This is a genomic window from Eubacterium ramulus (assembly GCF_045002895.1).
Lineage (GTDB): Bacteria > Bacillota > Clostridia > Lachnospirales > Lachnospiraceae > Eubacterium_I > Eubacterium_I ramulus.
Genome location: NZ_CP173382.1, coordinates 432,908 through 450,744, shown reverse-complemented (window position 1 = coordinate 450,744; position 17,837 = coordinate 432,908). Strand labels below are relative to the sequence as shown.

10 protein-coding genes are annotated in these 17,837 nt (G+C 42.3%); 2 read left to right on the top strand and 8 right to left on the bottom strand.

Annotated elements, in window-relative coordinates; all coding sequences use genetic code 11:
• Positions 1-4: 4 nt before the first annotated feature.
• Positions 5-1,402 (bottom strand): rhamnulokinase, encoded by a 1,398-nt coding sequence (gene rhaB, locus ACIRUQ_RS02080; RefSeq protein WP_021739667.1) that lies wholly within the window; start codon positions 1,400-1,402, stop codon positions 5-7.
• A 281-nt stretch (positions 1,403-1,683) separates the two neighbouring features.
• Between rhaB and ACIRUQ_RS02075 the strand changes: the two genes are divergently transcribed.
• The gene (locus ACIRUQ_RS02075) at positions 1,684-2,676 is read left to right on the top strand and encodes an AraC family transcriptional regulator (RefSeq protein ID WP_044963949.1); all 993 of its coding nucleotides are present in this window, start codon (positions 1,684-1,686) and stop codon (positions 2,674-2,676) included.
• 283 nt (positions 2,677-2,959) lie between these two features.
• Here ACIRUQ_RS02075 and ACIRUQ_RS02070 read toward each other — a convergent pair whose 3' ends face one another.
• The 5 genes from ACIRUQ_RS02070 to ACIRUQ_RS02050 all read right to left on the bottom strand — a co-directional run bounded on the left by ACIRUQ_RS02070 (position 2,960) and on the right by ACIRUQ_RS02050 (position 10,276).
• A complete protein-coding gene (locus ACIRUQ_RS02070; protein WP_055290943.1) occupies positions 2,960-3,646 on the bottom strand; it encodes an HNH endonuclease in 687 nt (228 codons plus the stop codon).
• Positions 3,633-4,883, bottom strand: coding sequence for an AAA family ATPase (locus ACIRUQ_RS02065; RefSeq protein WP_154314131.1), 1,251 nt, complete (start codon positions 4,881-4,883; stop codon positions 3,633-3,635). The genes ACIRUQ_RS02070 and ACIRUQ_RS02065 overlap by 14 nt, the downstream gene beginning before the upstream one ends.
• A gap of 321 nt (positions 4,884-5,204) precedes the next feature.
• Positions 5,205-6,125 (bottom strand): alpha/beta hydrolase, encoded by a 921-nt coding sequence (locus ACIRUQ_RS02060; RefSeq protein ID WP_044963951.1) that lies wholly within the window; start codon positions 6,123-6,125, stop codon positions 5,205-5,207.
• Between the two features lie 318 nt (positions 6,126-6,443).
• Positions 6,444-8,780: a family 78 glycoside hydrolase catalytic domain gene (locus ACIRUQ_RS02055; RefSeq protein WP_044963966.1), complete on the bottom strand. Its 2,337-nt coding sequence runs from the start codon at positions 8,778-8,780 to the stop codon at positions 6,444-6,446.
• Positions 8,781-8,923: 143 nt separating this feature from the next.
• Entirely contained in the window at positions 8,924-10,276 is a 1,353-nt protein-coding gene (locus ACIRUQ_RS02050; protein WP_021739673.1) for an MFS transporter, read from the bottom strand.
• 258 nt (positions 10,277-10,534) lie between these two features.
• Between ACIRUQ_RS02050 and ACIRUQ_RS02045 the strand changes: the two genes are divergently transcribed.
• A complete protein-coding gene (locus tag ACIRUQ_RS02045) occupies positions 10,535-13,009 on the top strand; it encodes a GH39 family glycosyl hydrolase (protein WP_044963953.1) in 2,475 nt (824 codons plus the stop codon).
• Between the two features lie 187 nt (positions 13,010-13,196).
• Here the strand turns inward: ACIRUQ_RS02045 and clpB are convergent, their stop codons facing one another.
• Both clpB and ACIRUQ_RS02035 read right to left on the bottom strand, forming a co-directional pair.
• On the bottom strand, positions 13,197-15,779 hold the full coding sequence (clpB, locus tag ACIRUQ_RS02040; RefSeq protein WP_055290945.1) for an ATP-dependent chaperone ClpB: 2,583 nt from the start codon (positions 15,777-15,779) through the stop codon (positions 13,197-13,199).
• A 318-nt stretch (positions 15,780-16,097) separates the two neighbouring features.
• Complete coding sequence (locus ACIRUQ_RS02035; RefSeq protein ID WP_021739678.1) at positions 16,098-17,837, bottom strand: ABC transporter ATP-binding protein; 1,740 nt, start codon at positions 17,835-17,837, stop codon at positions 16,098-16,100.

The following is a 17,837-nucleotide window of genomic DNA, read 5'->3' as shown; positions in this document are numbered from 1 at the left end:
TGCTCTATGCTTCATATTCAGCGATGTCAAAAGAATGATAAATACATTCTCTCGCAGTTTTTAAATTTTCCAGTTCACCGGCAGCGATCATCTGCGCGGAAATATTTCCGATAGCGGTTGCCTCGATCGGTCCCGCACAGACTTTTTTCTGACATGCTTTTGCAGTCAGCCGGTTCAGATAATCCGCATTTGCTCCTCCGCCAATGATATAGATGCAGTCATACGATACACCTGTCATTTTTTCAACTTCATGAGCTGTCTGCGCATAACATTCTGCCAGACTGTTGTAAATCACTGCCGCTGTTTCCCAGATGCCCTTCGGAACCTGTTGACCACTCTCAGCGCAGGCGTTCTGTACTTCCTTCGTCATGCTCTCCGGTGCAAGGAAGCAGTCAGAGTTCGCATCTACGATGGAAGAAATGCTCTGCTTTGCCGCACCTTCGCAAATGTCAGAAAAGCTCATATCCGGTGCCAGCTCTTTTCGTGCGGAATTGATCATCCACATTCCCATAATATTTTTCAGATAACGGAACCGGTAATCATATCCACCCTCATTGGTAAAATTGTACCTCTGGCTCTCTGCGGTACAGATAGCCTCTTTCACTTCGGTTCCCATCAGAGACCATGTGCCGGAACTGATATACAGCACTTGATCATCTGCTGCCGGGACAGCCATAACTGCTGCTCCTGTATCATGTGTTGCCGGAACGACTACCGCACAGTTAAATCCAACCTCTGCGGCGATCCCCGGTGTCAGACTTCCAAGATTTGTACCCGGAAGACAAATTTTCCGGAACAGTTCTCTCTTATAGCCCAACCGATCAATGAGATCCCAGTCCCAGTCCTTTGTCTGCGGATCCAAAAGCTGTGTGGTGGAAGCGTTGGTATATTCCGTCACTTTCTGTCCACTCAGCAGGAAATGCAGATAATCCGGTATCATCAGAAGCGTTTCTGCCTGCTCCATCTGTTCCGGTGTCTGCTCTTTTACAGCCATCAGCTGATAAATCGTATTGAATGGCTGCTTCTGAATGCCGGTGCGCAGATAAAGTTTCTCCTCACCGATCACTTCATAAACTTTCTGATCCATCCCCTGTGTTCTGTGATCACGGTATCCGACTGCATCACCAATCCGCTGATCCTGTGCATCCAGAAGCACAAAATCTACCGCCCAGGTGTCTACGCCGATACTCTCCGGAAATTTTCCGAGTTCCGCACATTTTTTCATTCCGGTAATAATCTCAGCAAACAGCTGATCCACATCCCAGGTAAGATGCCCGTTTTGCATTTCCATTCCGTTTCCGAAACGGTGTACTTCTTCCAGAATCATTTTTCCCTCTTCCCGGTGTCCCAGGATCAGTCTTCCGCTGGAAGCCCCGATATCCACTGCAAGATAATATTTCATGCAATTCTCCCTTCTGCTATTTTCCTATTCTGCTAATCTATCCAAATTGATCTTCATATTTTCAATTAAAATTCAAAAAATATCCCTTAGAAAAACCATTCCATCAATTCTTCCATTGCATTTTCATGGGATTATTTTATAATGATATCAGATAGATTTTTAGGCTTTTATTTTCAAAAAAACAGGACTTTATTTGCAGATACGGAATTCCATTTTTACGATGTCTGAAAATCCGGATGCAAACTCAGTTCAGACTCACACAGATAGAAAAGGGGAAAGACATGCAGGAGGAATTACTGAACAAACTCAGACAGGTCACAGAAGAGGAAAGGCTCATTCTTCAGGGTGCTTCTCAGATTCAGTCGAATCTCTATACCACGCAGTTTGCAAAGCCATCTGATTTCACCATTGACAGCAAAAAACTGCTGGAAAAAGGATGTCTGATCGAAGTTCGTCCTCATACGAGATTTGTACATTTTCCACGACACCGGCATAACTATGTGGAACTGATTTATATGTGCAGCGGAACGACCACACACATTCTAAACGGTACAGACAAGCTGGTTTTGCAGGAAGGTGATCTTCTGTTTCTGAACCAGAATGCCTCCCATGAGATATTACCGGCCGGGGAAAACGATATTGCTGTGAATTTCATCATTCTTCCGGAATTTTTTGACCGTTCAGTCTCCATGATCGAGCAGGAAAACATTTTACGAGATTTTCTGCTGAGTGCTTTATCCGGCAGCACTTCCCTCTACAGTTATCTGCATTTTTCCGCAAAGGATATTCCTCCGGTGCTGAATCTTTTGGAAAACATGATATGGACAATTTTCTGGAATAAACAGAACACAAATACCATCAACCAGACGACCATGGGACTGGTTCTGATGAACCTCTCCGTATTTGCAGAAAAATTAAACTGCCCGGTGCCGGAACAGTACGAACAGACACAGATTTTTACGATTTTGCAATATATTGAGACGCATTATAAATCAGGGACACTTGCGGAGATTTCCGCACAGATCAGACAGCCCACCTATTATGTGAGCCGTCTGTTAAAAAAGCATTTACAGAAAAATTTCAAGCAGCTTCTACAGGAACGTAAATTGCAACAGGCTGCTTATCTGTTGAGCCAGAGTTCCCTGAGCGTAGAGCAGATCATGGAAGCCATCGGCTACAGCAACAGCAGCTATTTCTATAACAGTTTTAAGGTGAAATACAACGATACACCAAGAGATTACCGGAAAAAATGCGGCTTAAAAAAAGAGACTTAGCCCAATTATTACAACTAAGCTAAGTCTCCTACTTTTTACGCAGTATCTTTTCTCTTCATTTATTATTTGGTATCATTACATATAGGAGGTGGTTAATTTGGAAACATTTTTGACCATGCTTGTACTCAATTTTCACACTCCTCAGCAAGCCCCAAAGGTTCCTAATCCTAAATTGAGGAAGCTTACCGCAATATAAGTCTTTGTGCAATAATAAAATTGAGGCAAAATTAGGATGGTACTTGAATAATTGCACATTCAAGTACCAATTTTTATTTCTCTAAAATCAATCTTTTTTCGGAATATACTTTTCTATCTCTGAAAACATTTCGTTGTCCCAGATCAGCCATCTTTTAAATGCAGTAAATTCAGAACTATTATTGAGTTCTCTTTTCAAGAGTTCTCCTATATCGTCTTTTTCCACCGCATCTTCCGCTTCCTGATACTCTCTTACATACTCTTTGAATTTTGAGAGATTCTTTCGCAAATTTTTTCGTATGATCTGCGCCTCTATCTTTTTCTGCGGTGTCGTTCCATAATATACATCTTCAAGCAGAGAAACCGTCTGTTCCACTTCCTCATCATCAGAAACCAATGGCGTAAATTCCAGTTTTTCCTCTGCACCAAAATAGCCTTTTTTACGAAATGCAATTAATTGTTCCACTGAACGCTTTGTACAATCTAAAATCGGCTCATACTTGTCAGATTTTATATTATTACAATGCGCACACGCCCAAAACAAATTGTTCCAGTCATATTTCAACCGTGCATTGCCATGATGCGGTATTAAATGTTCAATCTGATACGATGTAGCGTGTTTATTTTCACAGATGTAACATTTTCCATAAAATACTGCTTTTAACGCACGATTTACATTTTCTGTATTATAAGAATTTCCACGCTGACTTGCTTCCTCTAAATCCTTAATTGCAAGCTGTGTCTGTGCGGTATCTTTTCTTTTAATTCTGATCATTTAATTTTCTTCTCCGCTCAATATCCTCAAACTTCTCTTTTGCTGTTCCTGAAAGTTCCGAAGACATATTTTTCAATTTGATTCTGAGTTCTGCCCGCTCTGCTCGTTCCTCCTCTGTCACTTCATCACTGAAGCAAAGGATTTCATACCTTGCCAATTGTTTTTTTAATTCATCAGAATATTCATCCGCTTCAAAATATCCTTCTGCAAGATCATCGGAAGAAAATGCCGATAAATTATCCAATGCAACATGTCTCTCCAAATCATAAGCCCTTGCATTTGAAATAGAATTCAAAATATAAGGAGAATGTGTTGTCACAATGAATTGGATTTTGGGGAAAAATTCTGTTAAAAACGGAAGGATCTTTTTCTGTAATTCAATATGAAGATGTGTCTCCAACTCATCAATCAGAACAATTCCCTGATAATTATACTGACTCAGTTCATCCCCTAACAGCCAATTCTTATCCATTCGCAGAATTAAATCCGAAACCATATAAATAATGGAAGAATATCCATCCGATAATTCATTAAAACCAAATGGTTCTCGTCCATTCTGACAAATTTTAAAATTATAGCGCTTATAGTCGTATTCTAGATGGACAGACTGCTCATCCAGTAAAATTCTCAATGCTGATTCAAATCTGTCAAACCACTTCTGAATCATTTGCGCAACAGATTCATCGCCTGCATTTTGTGCATAAGATTGCTGCGTTTTCAAATGTACCATATATTTAAGCAAAACTGCTCCTGCACTATTATCTATTCTGTATGCTTTGGACAATTCAATATTTTCTACCCCATTCGGTACATCAAATTGTGCTTTTCGTTCAGATGGAAAATATGCCATTATAAATTTTCCATCTTGGTATGCCTTTTCTATGCCATCGCATTCATTCAGGGTAATTCGAACACCATCGCTATATTTTGCAATTTCATCTGCATAAATTCTATACCGCTTTTCAGCTTCATATTTATCGTTCTCACTGGCTGCAGATTCTATATTAACCTTGGCTCTATTTAATGCATCTTTATAAAACCCTCTCAACTTAGAAAATTTTTCATCATTTATGGCCTTCAAAAATTTTTCTATCTCTAACAACAACGATGTCTTTCCTGAACCATTTTTTCCTGTCAGCAGAAGATGCTGGCGTTTCGTCGAATCCAGTTGTATTTTTATATCCGACAAATGATACAATTTGTCTATATCAATCTCACTGATAAAATATTCTTTCACGTTAAATCCTCCATTTTCCACACATCTCCTCTATTACTATTAGGTCAAACTAATTTCGTTTATTGTATTCTTCTTTAAAAATTCTATTCCAGATAAAAACAACTCCGTCACAATGATATTTTATTGTATCATGCCATGAAGTTATTGTAAATCGAACATTCGCAATCCACTTCCGTTACTTGCTCATAAACACATTCTCTTTGCGGTTTGCGTTCAAAGTGATCATTCCAAAATCTGAGAGAAAAGAGACTCAGCCCAGTCATTACACTAAGCTAAGCCTCTTAATTATTCTATTCTTGTATTATTTTACTCTTGCAGTATTTAAAAATGTTTTTTGATAAACTCCAGACACTCCTGTGAAGCCTGTGCGATTTTTCCGTTTCGGATCATCTCTTTGACATCATCCCCAAGGAAATCCATCTCTCCCTCACTGATTTTTCCAAAACCACTCTCATAAAAACCATGCGGCATTCCTATCGTCACCATATCATCCACACCGACACCTACATTTCGCAGCATCTCCGCATATTTCTGTCCTTCTGCTTTCAGATTGTCCTGATCCGCATAACAAATGATGGTTTTCGGAAGTCCTTCTAATTCTTTTTTTTCAGCAAAAACAGGGGAGACTAGCGGAACTTTGGCTTCCTCCGGTTTACGATGCAATTCATTAAATACATACTTGATCGGTCCTTCCAGGCTTCCTTTTCCTTTGCTGTCAGGATCTGTCGCAGAATCCAGAAACGGATACATAAGAATCTGTCTCTGAAAAAGATGATTCTTTTGTTGATTTGCATACAGGCAGACAGATGCTGCCAGATTTGCTCCGGCGCTGCATCCCATCACAGAGATATCATTTTTATTGATACCATATTCTTCTGCGTTATTCTGAAAATAAACAGCTGCATCATAGGCATCCGCAAGGGCCTCTCTCCACTGGTAATCCGGACTCTTTCGGTATTCAACAGATGCCACGGCAGCTCCAAGCTGTGCCCCCGTCTCGCTCCACATAGCATCATTCATAGCACATCCTCCAAACAGAAATCCACCGCCGTGGAAACCAAGAATCAACGGTGCATGTTCTTTCTCTGATGGATAAAAAACCACGTCGATCTGTCGATCCGGCTGTGTAATCTGCAGTCGTTTACCAGTCACCGGAACGATTTTGTTGATCCGGCGCATCTCTGCCGCTTCTTTGCAAACTGCTTCTTTTACCTGTTCGATCACTTCTCTTGGATATCCCATAATTTCCCCTTTCCAATAATGCAGAGCACAACTCATGCCCTACATTACTTATCCACTATTATTTACATGCTATTTTTCAATATTGTACACATAACCGATAAATTTGAATATGTTCATGACTTCATATTTACAGAAGATGCCAGGGTCAAAAGCCTGAAACCACGATGTGCTTGCACAGGAGTGGTTTTATGGCTTAATGACCCGCCCCGATATGAGCATAAAAGTGGATCGTCAGCTTCACGATATGCGAATATTGGGTAGAATTGTGGGAGTACGAAGTACGGAACAATTCGTAAGGCATCTTTTGACCCCAACATCTTACAGAATCGTATACTCAATATTTTCCGGAACATCAGCTTCCACTTTTACTTCACCATTTTCCCGTGTCACATGCACCGTAATTTTTCCTTTTACGGAGTTATAGCTGCAGGTAAATTCATTCATACTCTCCGGCAGATACGGTGCGATTTCGATTCTGCCAAATCCCGGCTCCAGCGAACGGATACCAGCCAGTCCATTGTAATACCACTCGATGATGTGTCCCATCATATCATGGCAGTGGCTTCTCGGATTCTGCTCCCAGTATTCACCCAGTGTTGTCTCACCATCCAGTACAAATGCGTAGTAGCTCGGATGCTGGGTTCTGGTGATAAACTGACAGATCAGATCGTTCATACCATATTTTCTCGCAGTCTGAATAATATATGGCAGTCCGACCTCCCCGCTGATGAACACACCTTTTTCTTCCAGTGTCTGACGGAAGGTACGTACCACATCTTCCACCTTATCTTCCGGAACCATGCCCCAATACAACGGCAATGCCTCTGCGGCCTGCGTCATGCAAATCTCATCTTTGTGATCCCATGCCTGATAATACCAGTATCCATCCTGCGGGTGCTGCACCAGTAGTTTTTCATTATAATTTGCTTTGATTTCTTCTGCCAGTTCTGTAAATTCTGCCTGCTCCTCCGTTTTTCCGAGAATGCCTGCAAAGTATGCCATTGTCTTGCTGTCTGCATACAAAAATGCAGTCTCAACATTCTCGCGCAGCAATGCGTGTTCCGGATTTCCCCAGTCACCGAGACCGTGATGGATAAATCCTTCTTCATCGCGAAGAGCCGCTTCATGACCCAGATATTTTTTTCCTGCCTCATAGTTATCACGAATGATCTGCTCATCTCCATAAAACATATAATGCCAGTAGGTTCCAAGGATGCTTGTACTGCCCCACGGAATAATATCATAAAAACTTCCCATTCCCGGTACCGGAAGTACATTCGGGATATAGCATGGACTCTGAGATGGCATCAGTCCATCCCCCGGATAAAACCGTCCGCCCTGCCCGTCAGAAAAGCTGTCCTCTGCCGTATGCTGATCCATGCGAAGATCCGTCAGAAATTTGTTCCAAAGACGATCAGAACGCTTCATATACATAATTGACGGTGCCATCAGATGGTTTGGCTCCTGCCATGCAAACCGCTCAATGGTCGGACAGTCCGTATGTACACTGAGCATATTTGCTTCCACAGCTTTCTCCACCAAGTCATAAATCTGATTGTAACGCTCATCATCACAGTGAAAACTTCCATCCCTCTGCCATGCACTGGAAATCGCATCTCCATACATATTGCGAAGTTCTGTATGTTCATCCAGTCCTTCCACCCCAAAGTAACGTCCCGCAAAATAAGTGAATTTCATACGGAATGTTTCCCAGATATCATCCTGTCCAATGACATAGGTAATACAGTTGTCGATCAGGACCCAGTTTTTCGCCATCTGATCCACATCACCGTTTTTATCCAGTTTTTCTGCCACATAAAAACGCAGTTTCGTTCCTTTTTTGCCTTTTACATCAAACTGCAGCATACCGGAAATATTTTGTCCCAGATCGTAAATATCGCGATGAATACTGCCGGTTTTCTGATCCTCTGCTGCAACATTCTCTGCATCTATATCAGATTCCTGCTGTTCTGTCATATCCAGAGATTTATCCGCTTCCACGCTGTGAATATATTTTGCCTCGTAGCGCCTGATCACTTTGATAGCCGGCTGATCCTGCTCTACAAGTGTTCCAGTCGGTGCCTGCACCTCTGCCACCTGCTGTGCAGCTGCCCAGCCACTGTCATCAAAGCCGGCAATGTCCCAGCCTGCAGGATAAGCCGCTCCATCGGCTGTCTCAGAACCATACACATTGCTCATAGTAATCTCATGCGGTTTTACCTTAAAAGAATCATCCGCATAAACTGTCTCACTGGTTCCATCCGCATATTCCACCGTCAGTTCCAGTGCCAGTACAAGGCTCTCGCCAAACGCCTCATACGGATTCGGATTTGGCGGCATAAAAGGTGGAAAATGGAAACTGTAATGCTCGTTCTGCATCAGAAACCAGCCGTTTCCGACTTCCGCTCCGATCACATTTTTCCCTTTTTTCAGATCATCCGTCACATCAAATGTTACATACTGGATTCGTTTTTTATAATTTGTCCAGCCCGGATCCAGCTCGTGATCTCCTACCTTCTGCCCGTTGATATGAAAAATGAATTGTCCCAGACCGCAGACTGCTGCCCTGGCCTTACAGATTTCCTTTGTCAGATGAATTTCTTTTCTTGCATAAAACGGTTTTCCGCTTCCATCTGTAATCCATTGATTTTTCATTGATTTTAATACACCTTTCTTTTCTACTACGCTTTCTTCAACCACCAAAAGGGCATGTACAAATGCCCCTTTGATTTGTATGTATTCACGGAATCTTATAAATGAAATTCTCCAGGAATACATTTTTTATTTGGTTTATGGTTTTAGTTAGCTTTCTCACTATTCGCAGTAAGTTCCTGCATCTTTTTCTCCGGATAGAACTGGATGAAAATAATATACAGAACGGATGCTGCCAGTGGAACGAGGAAACGAACGGAATTAATACCGATCAGAACTGCTTCCGGCTCCTGCCCGATAGCATTTGCGATATAACCGGTTGCTGCCAGAACACCTGCAAGGATCGCATTGGAAATAGCTGTTCCACATTTGTAGGAGAAACCACCAATAGCAGAAATCGTACCATTCAGCTGTTCACCGGTTGTTTTGTATACATAATCTGTCATTCCGAAAACAGTCATCGGACGAAATGCATTTGTCATGGTAGAGAACATACATGCAATAAATGTCAGGATATACAGTGCCGGAATGGATTTTCCACCAACAAAGAACAGAATCAGATAACATACGCAGGCAATAACCTGTGTAAATGTAACTGCTTTTTTCATACTTCCTTTTACTTTTCTAAGGAGAATCGGCATCAGCACCATAACACCTACCATACCACTGATGGAGATCACTAACATGTAAGTAGCGATCAGGCCAGGATTCATCAGATAGTACATGCAATAAAAAACAGAAGATGACATGATAATCTGAAACAGGATACATCCTACACACCAGAATGCGATCATCGGATACATCTCTTTTACTTTCAGAAGCTTTCCTGCACTTTTAAATACATGCTCTTCGTGTGTCATATCAACCGTATGACGTTCCTTACATTTTGCAAATGCGATCCAGCTTGTAATACACATCAAAATCGCACCGATGGCTACTAATACCATATATCCTTTTGCCGGATTATCTCCACCGATCACATTTACAAAATTTGTTGTAAAAGATGTTACAATAAGGATCATGATGGATGCGATAAACGTTGCCAGAGAAATGACATCATTTCGCTCCATCTCATTTCTGGACATCGTTGGAAGGATTGCATAATATGGAATCTCGATGGCTGTTACAAGCATTCCATAACAGATATAAAGTACCGCTGCATAAACAATTTTTCCGGTAGTGCTCAGATCCGGTGCTGCAAACAACAGAACGGATACGATGGATAATGGCAGCGGAATCAGTAACAGATACGGACGGTAAGTACCCCAGCGGCTCTTTGTACGGTCTGCCAGTCCACCCATGATTGGATCATTGATAGCATCCCAGACAGTTGCGGCTGTCATAATGACACCTGCTGCTGCGGCCGGTACTCCAAATACATCTGTCATAAAGATCAAAATGTATGTACTTACCAGCGCCGTGATAAACTGACGGCCGGTAGCCTGTCCAAGTGCCCAGCTGATTCGTTCAGACATAGACAATTCTTTTTTCTCATTCATTTACTCATACCTCTCTTTCGGTTTTTTGCTAAACCTGTGTGCTCGTTTCTATGTCCATAATCTTACGGATTTTTTCCGGTTTTGGCTTGTCCAAACAGAACTTTTTTCTGGCTTTTTTCAGTTGTTTTATTCTACTCTGTTTTTTTAACCTTATATTTCTACCCTTATTTATGCATTTTATATTATTTTTCTTCCATTTATGTTATACTATTTTCTATTATCATTTCAAAAACTTACATTATAAAAGGAGATTTTATCATGCCTGTCCTGCCTTTTTACCAGTTTGAACTGAAAGACAAACTGAATAGCAAACCACAATGTTTTGACAGTTTCAACTTTCTGTTTCTGCTGCAGGGAACCGGAACCATCCGGTGCCGCAATCAGCTGATTCATCTAAAGCCCCATGATTTTACATTTTTTAATATGTACGAAATCCATCAGTTCCTGACTTTCTCACCGGATGCCCGGGTTCTGAGTGTTCTCATCCATAAATCCTACATACAGTCTGCAGTTCCGGAGCTTACTGACATGACACTCAACACCCACACCGTCACACCGGAATCCGAACCGGAACGCTATGAATTTTTCTGTCAGGAATTCGGAAAATTTATTTATTATCATACCGTACATTCCCCGGGGGCTCAACTGCATGCACTGTCCCATCTCGGAAATTTGCTGTCCTACATCCTGAACCAGCTGTCCACTTCTTCTGCATCTGCGCTTCATGGAACTCAGACACGGGATGACCGGCTTTTCCATGCCCTGACTTACATCACAGAACACTATACAAAAGATCTGTCATTGCCGGAAGTGGCAGCGCAGATCGGACTGCATCCGCAGTATTTTTCAAAATATTTCCGGGAACATATGGGACTGACACTGACGGAATACATCAACCAGCTGCGCATTGTCAATTCCCTGCCGCTTATTATGAATACGGACCACTCTCTGCTGGATATCGCCCTTTCCTGTGGATTCAACAGTTACAAAACATATAATACTGCATTTAAAAAACTGTTTCACACTACACCTTATGCCTGGCAGAAGGAGCAGAAACTTCTGCACAGCCGTCAGCACACGCCGGAAGAAACTTCCTCCACCTTTTCCTTTTTCCGGGATTACTGGACAGAAAAAACAGAACGATCTCTGCCGGACACAGACAAAAATGACCGTATCACCCTGGAGTTAAATGGACGAAAACAAGATCCTTCCCTGGCTCACTGCAAACTTCCGGAATTATGTTATTCCATCGGTCGTGCCGCTGACCTTCTCCGGGGAGATATCCAGCAGCAGCTACGCAATGTCGCCGGGGAATTATCCATCCGTCACCTGCGGCTGCGCAATGTATTTTCCGATGATCTCTTTGTCTACTATGAGACACCGGACAAAGTTCCGGTATACAACTGGCAATATATTGATATGATCTATGATTTTCTGTGTGAACTTCATATCAAACCTTACACAGAACTTGGATTTATGCCGCGTATGCTTGCTTCCAGGCAACAGTTTGCCAACTGGCAGCACCGGCCAAATGTCAGTTTTCCCCGCTCCCTGAAAAACTGGAGCCGTCTTGTGGAACATTTTATGGAACACCTGATCCATCGTTATGGAAGAAAAGAAGTGCTGACCTGGAAGTTCAATATGTGGACCTCCCCTGATCTGGAAATGAAAGGTGGCTACTGGCACGAATCGATGGAAAACTTTTTCCTGTTTTACCGTGTTACCTACAATGCGATAAAAACGGTGGACGAAGCGCTGCAATTCGCCGGACCTGACTTTTCCATTCCAAATGGTTTTTCCTGGTATCAGGCATTTTTTGACTATTGCCGGACTTACGAACTGCACCCGGACTTTCTGACCGTGCATCTGTATGCCTCCAATTTCAATACTTCCGACCGGATGATACAGAACCGCTATCTCGCTGATACGACAGAACATTCCTATCGAAGTGCTTCCGGACTCTACCAGAGTTTCTTTGATTTTCTGCATCTGGTTCACCAGGATCCGACCTTTACTGACTATCCCGTGATCATTTCTGACTGGAACAATACCTACCATCCAAAAGATTATGCCCGGGATACCTGCTTTATGAGTTCCTTTATTGCATATACTGTGCAGATGTTGATCGGCACTCAGGTACAGATGCTGGGATTTCGTTCCCTTTGTGATGTAAATGAAGATTTCTTTCCGGAAAACCGGTTGTTCGGTGGTGGTCCCGGTCTGCTGGATATCCACGGATTGAAAAAGGCATCTTACTATACATTTGTGCAATTAAATCAGTTGAGTAACTCGATTCTATCCAAAGGCGAACATTATATTCTCACAAAAAATGGCTCACATTACCAGCTTCTGCTGTTTCACACTGCATTTCCGCTGGATTATGATGAACACCTGCCCTCCATTCTGTCCTATGAACAGCGTTATGATTGCTATGGTAATATCCCCACCCTTTCCATGTGCATCATATTAAATCTCCCCTCCGGACATTACCTTATGCGCCAGACAGAAGTCAGCCGCACTTCCGGCTCCGCTTATGATCTCTGGCTGAAAATGGGAGCCCCCCAGTACGATTCTGTTGAAATTTTAGATCATATCCAGCAGAAATCAAGCCCGGATACCATCTACCGGGAAGCAACTGTAACTGATCATCTGATCATTGATGTTACACTGCCCGTCCACAGTGTTATCCTGATTGAGATTGCGGAAGAACCAAATATCATGAACAATACCTGATATTTTCTGACTTTTACTTGTAAAAGCGGGCACCGATTATTTACATTTTGATTGATAGAAAAAGAGACTCAGCCCAGTCATTACAACTAAGCTAAGTCTCTTTTTTCTATATCTGATCTAGGTGTCAAAACACCCAAATCTTGATTACACGGATTACTCCGTGCTTTGCACTCCCATAATCCTTATATTATTTTACCCTTGCCGTCAGATGATCTCCATCCACATCAATGAGGATGACATCATTTGCATGTACTTCATCGGCAAGGATCAGTTTTGCTGATAAAGTCTCCACATGTTTCTGCAGGAATCGTTTCAGAGGTCTTGCACCGTAGATTGGGTCATACCCATGCTCTACGATAAAGTTCTCTGCTGCCGGTGTAAGTTCTACGGAAATCTCGCGGTCTTCCAGACGTTTGTTCAGCTGATTCATCAGCAGATGAATGATATTTCCGATGTTATCCTTGGTCAGCGGCTTAAACATAATGATCTCATCCAGACGGTTTAAGAACTCCGGTCTGAAGTTGCCGCGCAGCTCGTTCATAACCAGTTCTTCTGCTTCCGGATTGATATCACCGTTTTCATCAATACCTTCCAGCAGATGCGCAGATCCAAGGTTGGAGGTCATAATGATGATGGTATTTTTAAAATCTACGGTACGACCCTGGGAATCCGTAATACGACCGTCATCCAGAACCTGTAACAATACGTTAAAGACATCCGGATGTGCTTTCTCTACCTCATCAAACAGAACGACGGAATATGGTTTTCTACGAACAGCTTCGGTCAGCTGACCACCTTCATCGTAACCTACATATCCTGGAGGTGCTCCGATCAGTCTGGATACGGAGTATTTCTCCATGTATTCACTCATATCAAGTCGAACCATGTTGGATTCATCGTCAAACAGGCTTGCAGCCAGAGCTTTTGCCAGCTCGGTTTTACCAACACCGGTAGGTCCAAGGAAGAGGAATGAACCAATCGGCTTACTCGGATCTTTGATTCCGGCTTTGGAACGGATGATCGCTTCGGTTACTTTTGTAACACCCTCATCCTGTCCGATGACACGTTTGTGCAGTTCTTCGTCCAGATGTAAGGTTTTGTTACGTTCACTCTCGGTCAGTTTTGCAACCGGGATTCCTGTCCAGCGGGAAATGATTCTTGCGATTTCGTCTTCGCTGACACTCTCATGCACCAGTGACATATCTTTATTTTTCACGATTTCTTCTTCGTGCGCCAGTTCTTTCTCCAGTTGTGGTTTCTTTCCATATTGCAGTTCTGCTGCCTTTTCCAAATCATAATTCTGCTGTGCGGTCTGGATTTCTTTGTTCAGTGCTTCCAGTTCCTCACGCAGCTTCTGTACACGCTCAACGGCTTTCTTCTCGTTGTCCCACTGTGCTTTCTTTGTCTGGAATTCACTGCGCAGCTCTGCCAGCTCTTTCTGAAGATTCTCCAGACGCTCTTTGCTCAGATTGTCTTCTTCTTTCTTCAAAGCGGTTTCTTCAATCTCCAGCTGCATTACTTTACGGTTCAGTTCATCCAGCTCTGTCGGCATGGAATCCAGCTCTGTCTTGATCAGTGCACAGGCCTCGTCCACAAGGTCGATGGCTTTATCCGGCAGGAAACGGTCAGAAATGTAACGGTTAGATAATACAGCTGCTGAAACCAGCGCACCATCTGTAATTTTTACACCATGGAATACTTCATAACGCTCTTTCAGACCACGCAGAATGGAAATAGTATCTTCCACCGTCGGCTCATCTACCATAACCGGCTGGAAACGACGCTCCAGTGCAGCGTCTTTTTCGATATATTCACGGTACTCATCCAGTGTAGTAGCACCGATACAATGCAATTCACCTCTTGCCAACATTGGTTTTAACATGTTGCCGGCATCCATGGCTCCGTCCGACTTTCCTGCACCAACGATCGTATGCAGCTCATCGATAAAGAGAATGATCTTGCCCTCGCTCTTCTTTACTTCATCCAAAACAGCTTTCAGACGTTCCTCAAATTCGCCTCTGTATTTTGCACCTGCAACCAGTGCACCCATATCAAGGGCAAATAATTTCTTGTCTTTTAATCCTTCCGGAACATCTCCGCGAACGATACGCTGTGCCAGTCCTTCAACAACGGCAGTCTTACCAACACCAGGCTCACCGATCAGAACCGGGTTATTCTTTGTCTTTCTGGAAAGGATACGGATAACGTTTCGGATCTCACTGTCACGTCCGATGACCGGATCCAGTTTCTGATCTCTTGCACGTTCTACCATATCGTAACCATATTTTTCCAATGTATCATAAGTAGCTTCCGGATTGTCGCTTACAACTCTCTGGTTGCCACGGACAGTGGATAATACCTGGAGGAATCTGTCTCTTGTGATTCCATATTCACGGAAAATCTCTTTGATCGCCGGGTTCGGATAACGGATCATACTCAAAAACAGATGCTCTACAGATACATACTCATCGCCCATCTGCTTTGCTTCGTCCTCGGCGCTGATCAATACTTTGTTCAGCTGCTGACCGACATAAACCTGTCCGCCGGAAACTTTCACTCTCTTTGCCAGATGATCTTCCGCATTGTTCATGAAATGCTGTTTGTTGATCTCCATCTTTTCAATCAGCATCGGGATCAGACCATCTTCCTGACGCATCAGGGCTACCAGCAGATGCTCCTGCTCGATTTCCTGATTACCATATTCATAAGCTAATTTCTCGCAATCCTGGATTGCCTGCATAGATTTCTGTGTAAATTTCTGGATATTCATAAAAACCCCTCCTTTCCGGGTGTTTCTACTATTTTCATACTTTTGTTCTATTTGTTGTATAACGCTTTTCTTTGCGTTAAGTATGTTATACCATATGTTATTAGCCGAGTCAAGAGGTGAGTGCTAATTATTTTGTGAAAAATTTGTGTCCCTCTTTTGCAAAAGAAAAAGCACTGTAAAACCAATAATTCAACAGTTTTCAGTGCTTTTTTCATGTTTTTCCTATGAAATTTTCCTCAGACACCTATATAAGCGAAACTTAAATTAAATCTCTTTCAGACAATTCAATTTGGATATTCACCAACTGTGGATTATTTCTCAGTGCACCAGTTTCCAACTTACCGCCTGCTGCCTTGCATCCACAAATCTCTTATAAATACCTTCCTGCTTCATTAGTTGCTCATGTGTTCCCTGCTGTGCAATTCTTCCTTTTTCAACAACCACAATCTGATCTGCATGTCTGACCGTTTTTAATCTGTGGGCAATCATAATAATCGTTTTTTCCTTTGTAAGTGCATCTACTGCATTCATCAGATCCTTTTCATTCTCAGGATCAACATTGGCCGTTGCCTCATCTAATATAACGATTGGTGCATCCTTCATGATTGCTCTGGCTATCGAGATCCGCTGTTTCTCACCGCCGGAAAGTGTGGCTCCGCCTTCTCCGATCACTGTGTCATATCCATTCGGAAGTTTGCTGATGAAATCGTGACAGCACGCTTTCTTTGCCGCTTCCACCACTTCCTCATGGCTTGCATCCTGACGTCCGAATTTAATATTATTCTCAATGGTATCTGCAAACAAATACACAGACTGAAATACAAATGAAAAATTACTCATTAAACTATTCATGCTATAGTCTTTTACATTCACGCCTCCAAGCATCACTTCTCCGGAATCCACATCCCAGAACCTGGCAATCAGATTGCAAAGTGTTGATTTTCCTCCACCAGATGGTCCAACGATTGCTGTCGTCGTTTTCTGCGGAATAGAGAGCGATATATCATCAATGATCTTCCGTTTGTCATAAGAAAACGAAACATTAGAAAGTCTGATATCGTAATTTTCCGGCTGTATTTCTTTACCGTCAATATCCATGGTATCCAGTTCCAGTATTGCATTTGCTTTATCTACACATACACTTACCACATGTAAAAGGGATGAATAATTTCCTGCACATTCCAGACTGGCATAAAGCATAAATGCTGAAATTGTCATACCGATCGCATAGACCGCACTCATAGTTCCATTAATATAAAAATATGCACTGCATGCTACAATCACTGCACCTGTGATTTTTGTTATCACACTTTGCAGAAAATGATAGGGAACAAACAACATCTCCATCTTTGTATTGATCTTTTCACATGCTTCATTTGCATCATTTAATCTCTTTGCCTTTTTTCCAAGCAGATTGTATGATTTTACTTCTGATATTCCCTGCAGATACTCCATGATCTGGTTTACAAGCTCTGTATCGCATACCACTTTTTGCTCTGAATCTTTTTTCCCTGTATTCTGCATCACAGAATTGACTCCAAAGAAAATAAGTACTCCTGCTACGGCGATCAATCCGATTCTCCAGTCAAAAAGAAACAACATCAGAATGATCATGGATGTTTCCAGAATTCCCTGCATGGTCAGCATGACCACTCTCGCAGCCACATCGCCAAGTATTTCCATTGTATTGGTTGTAATGGAAGAAATTTCCCCGATACTATTGGAATTGAAATACCCCATCGGCAGATATCGCAGATGTTCTGCAATCTTGATTCTCATAAAAGCACTTGCATTATATCCTCCCTCTGTCTGAAGCACTGTAGAGTATCTCTTGCAGATTACGTCGACTACAATTGCAAGAACCATAATCGCAACGGAGCCTCCAATATATTTTCCTGTCGATTTCCCACTCAGCAGACCAATCAGTATGTACATAATAGCCGGAATCTTCATTGCTGAGGCAAGAGCCTCTATGAGTCCGATCACTATCGACAGTTTAAATTTATTGCCATTTTCCCTGCCTGAAAAATGAAAGAATTTTGCCAGAATCCCAAACAT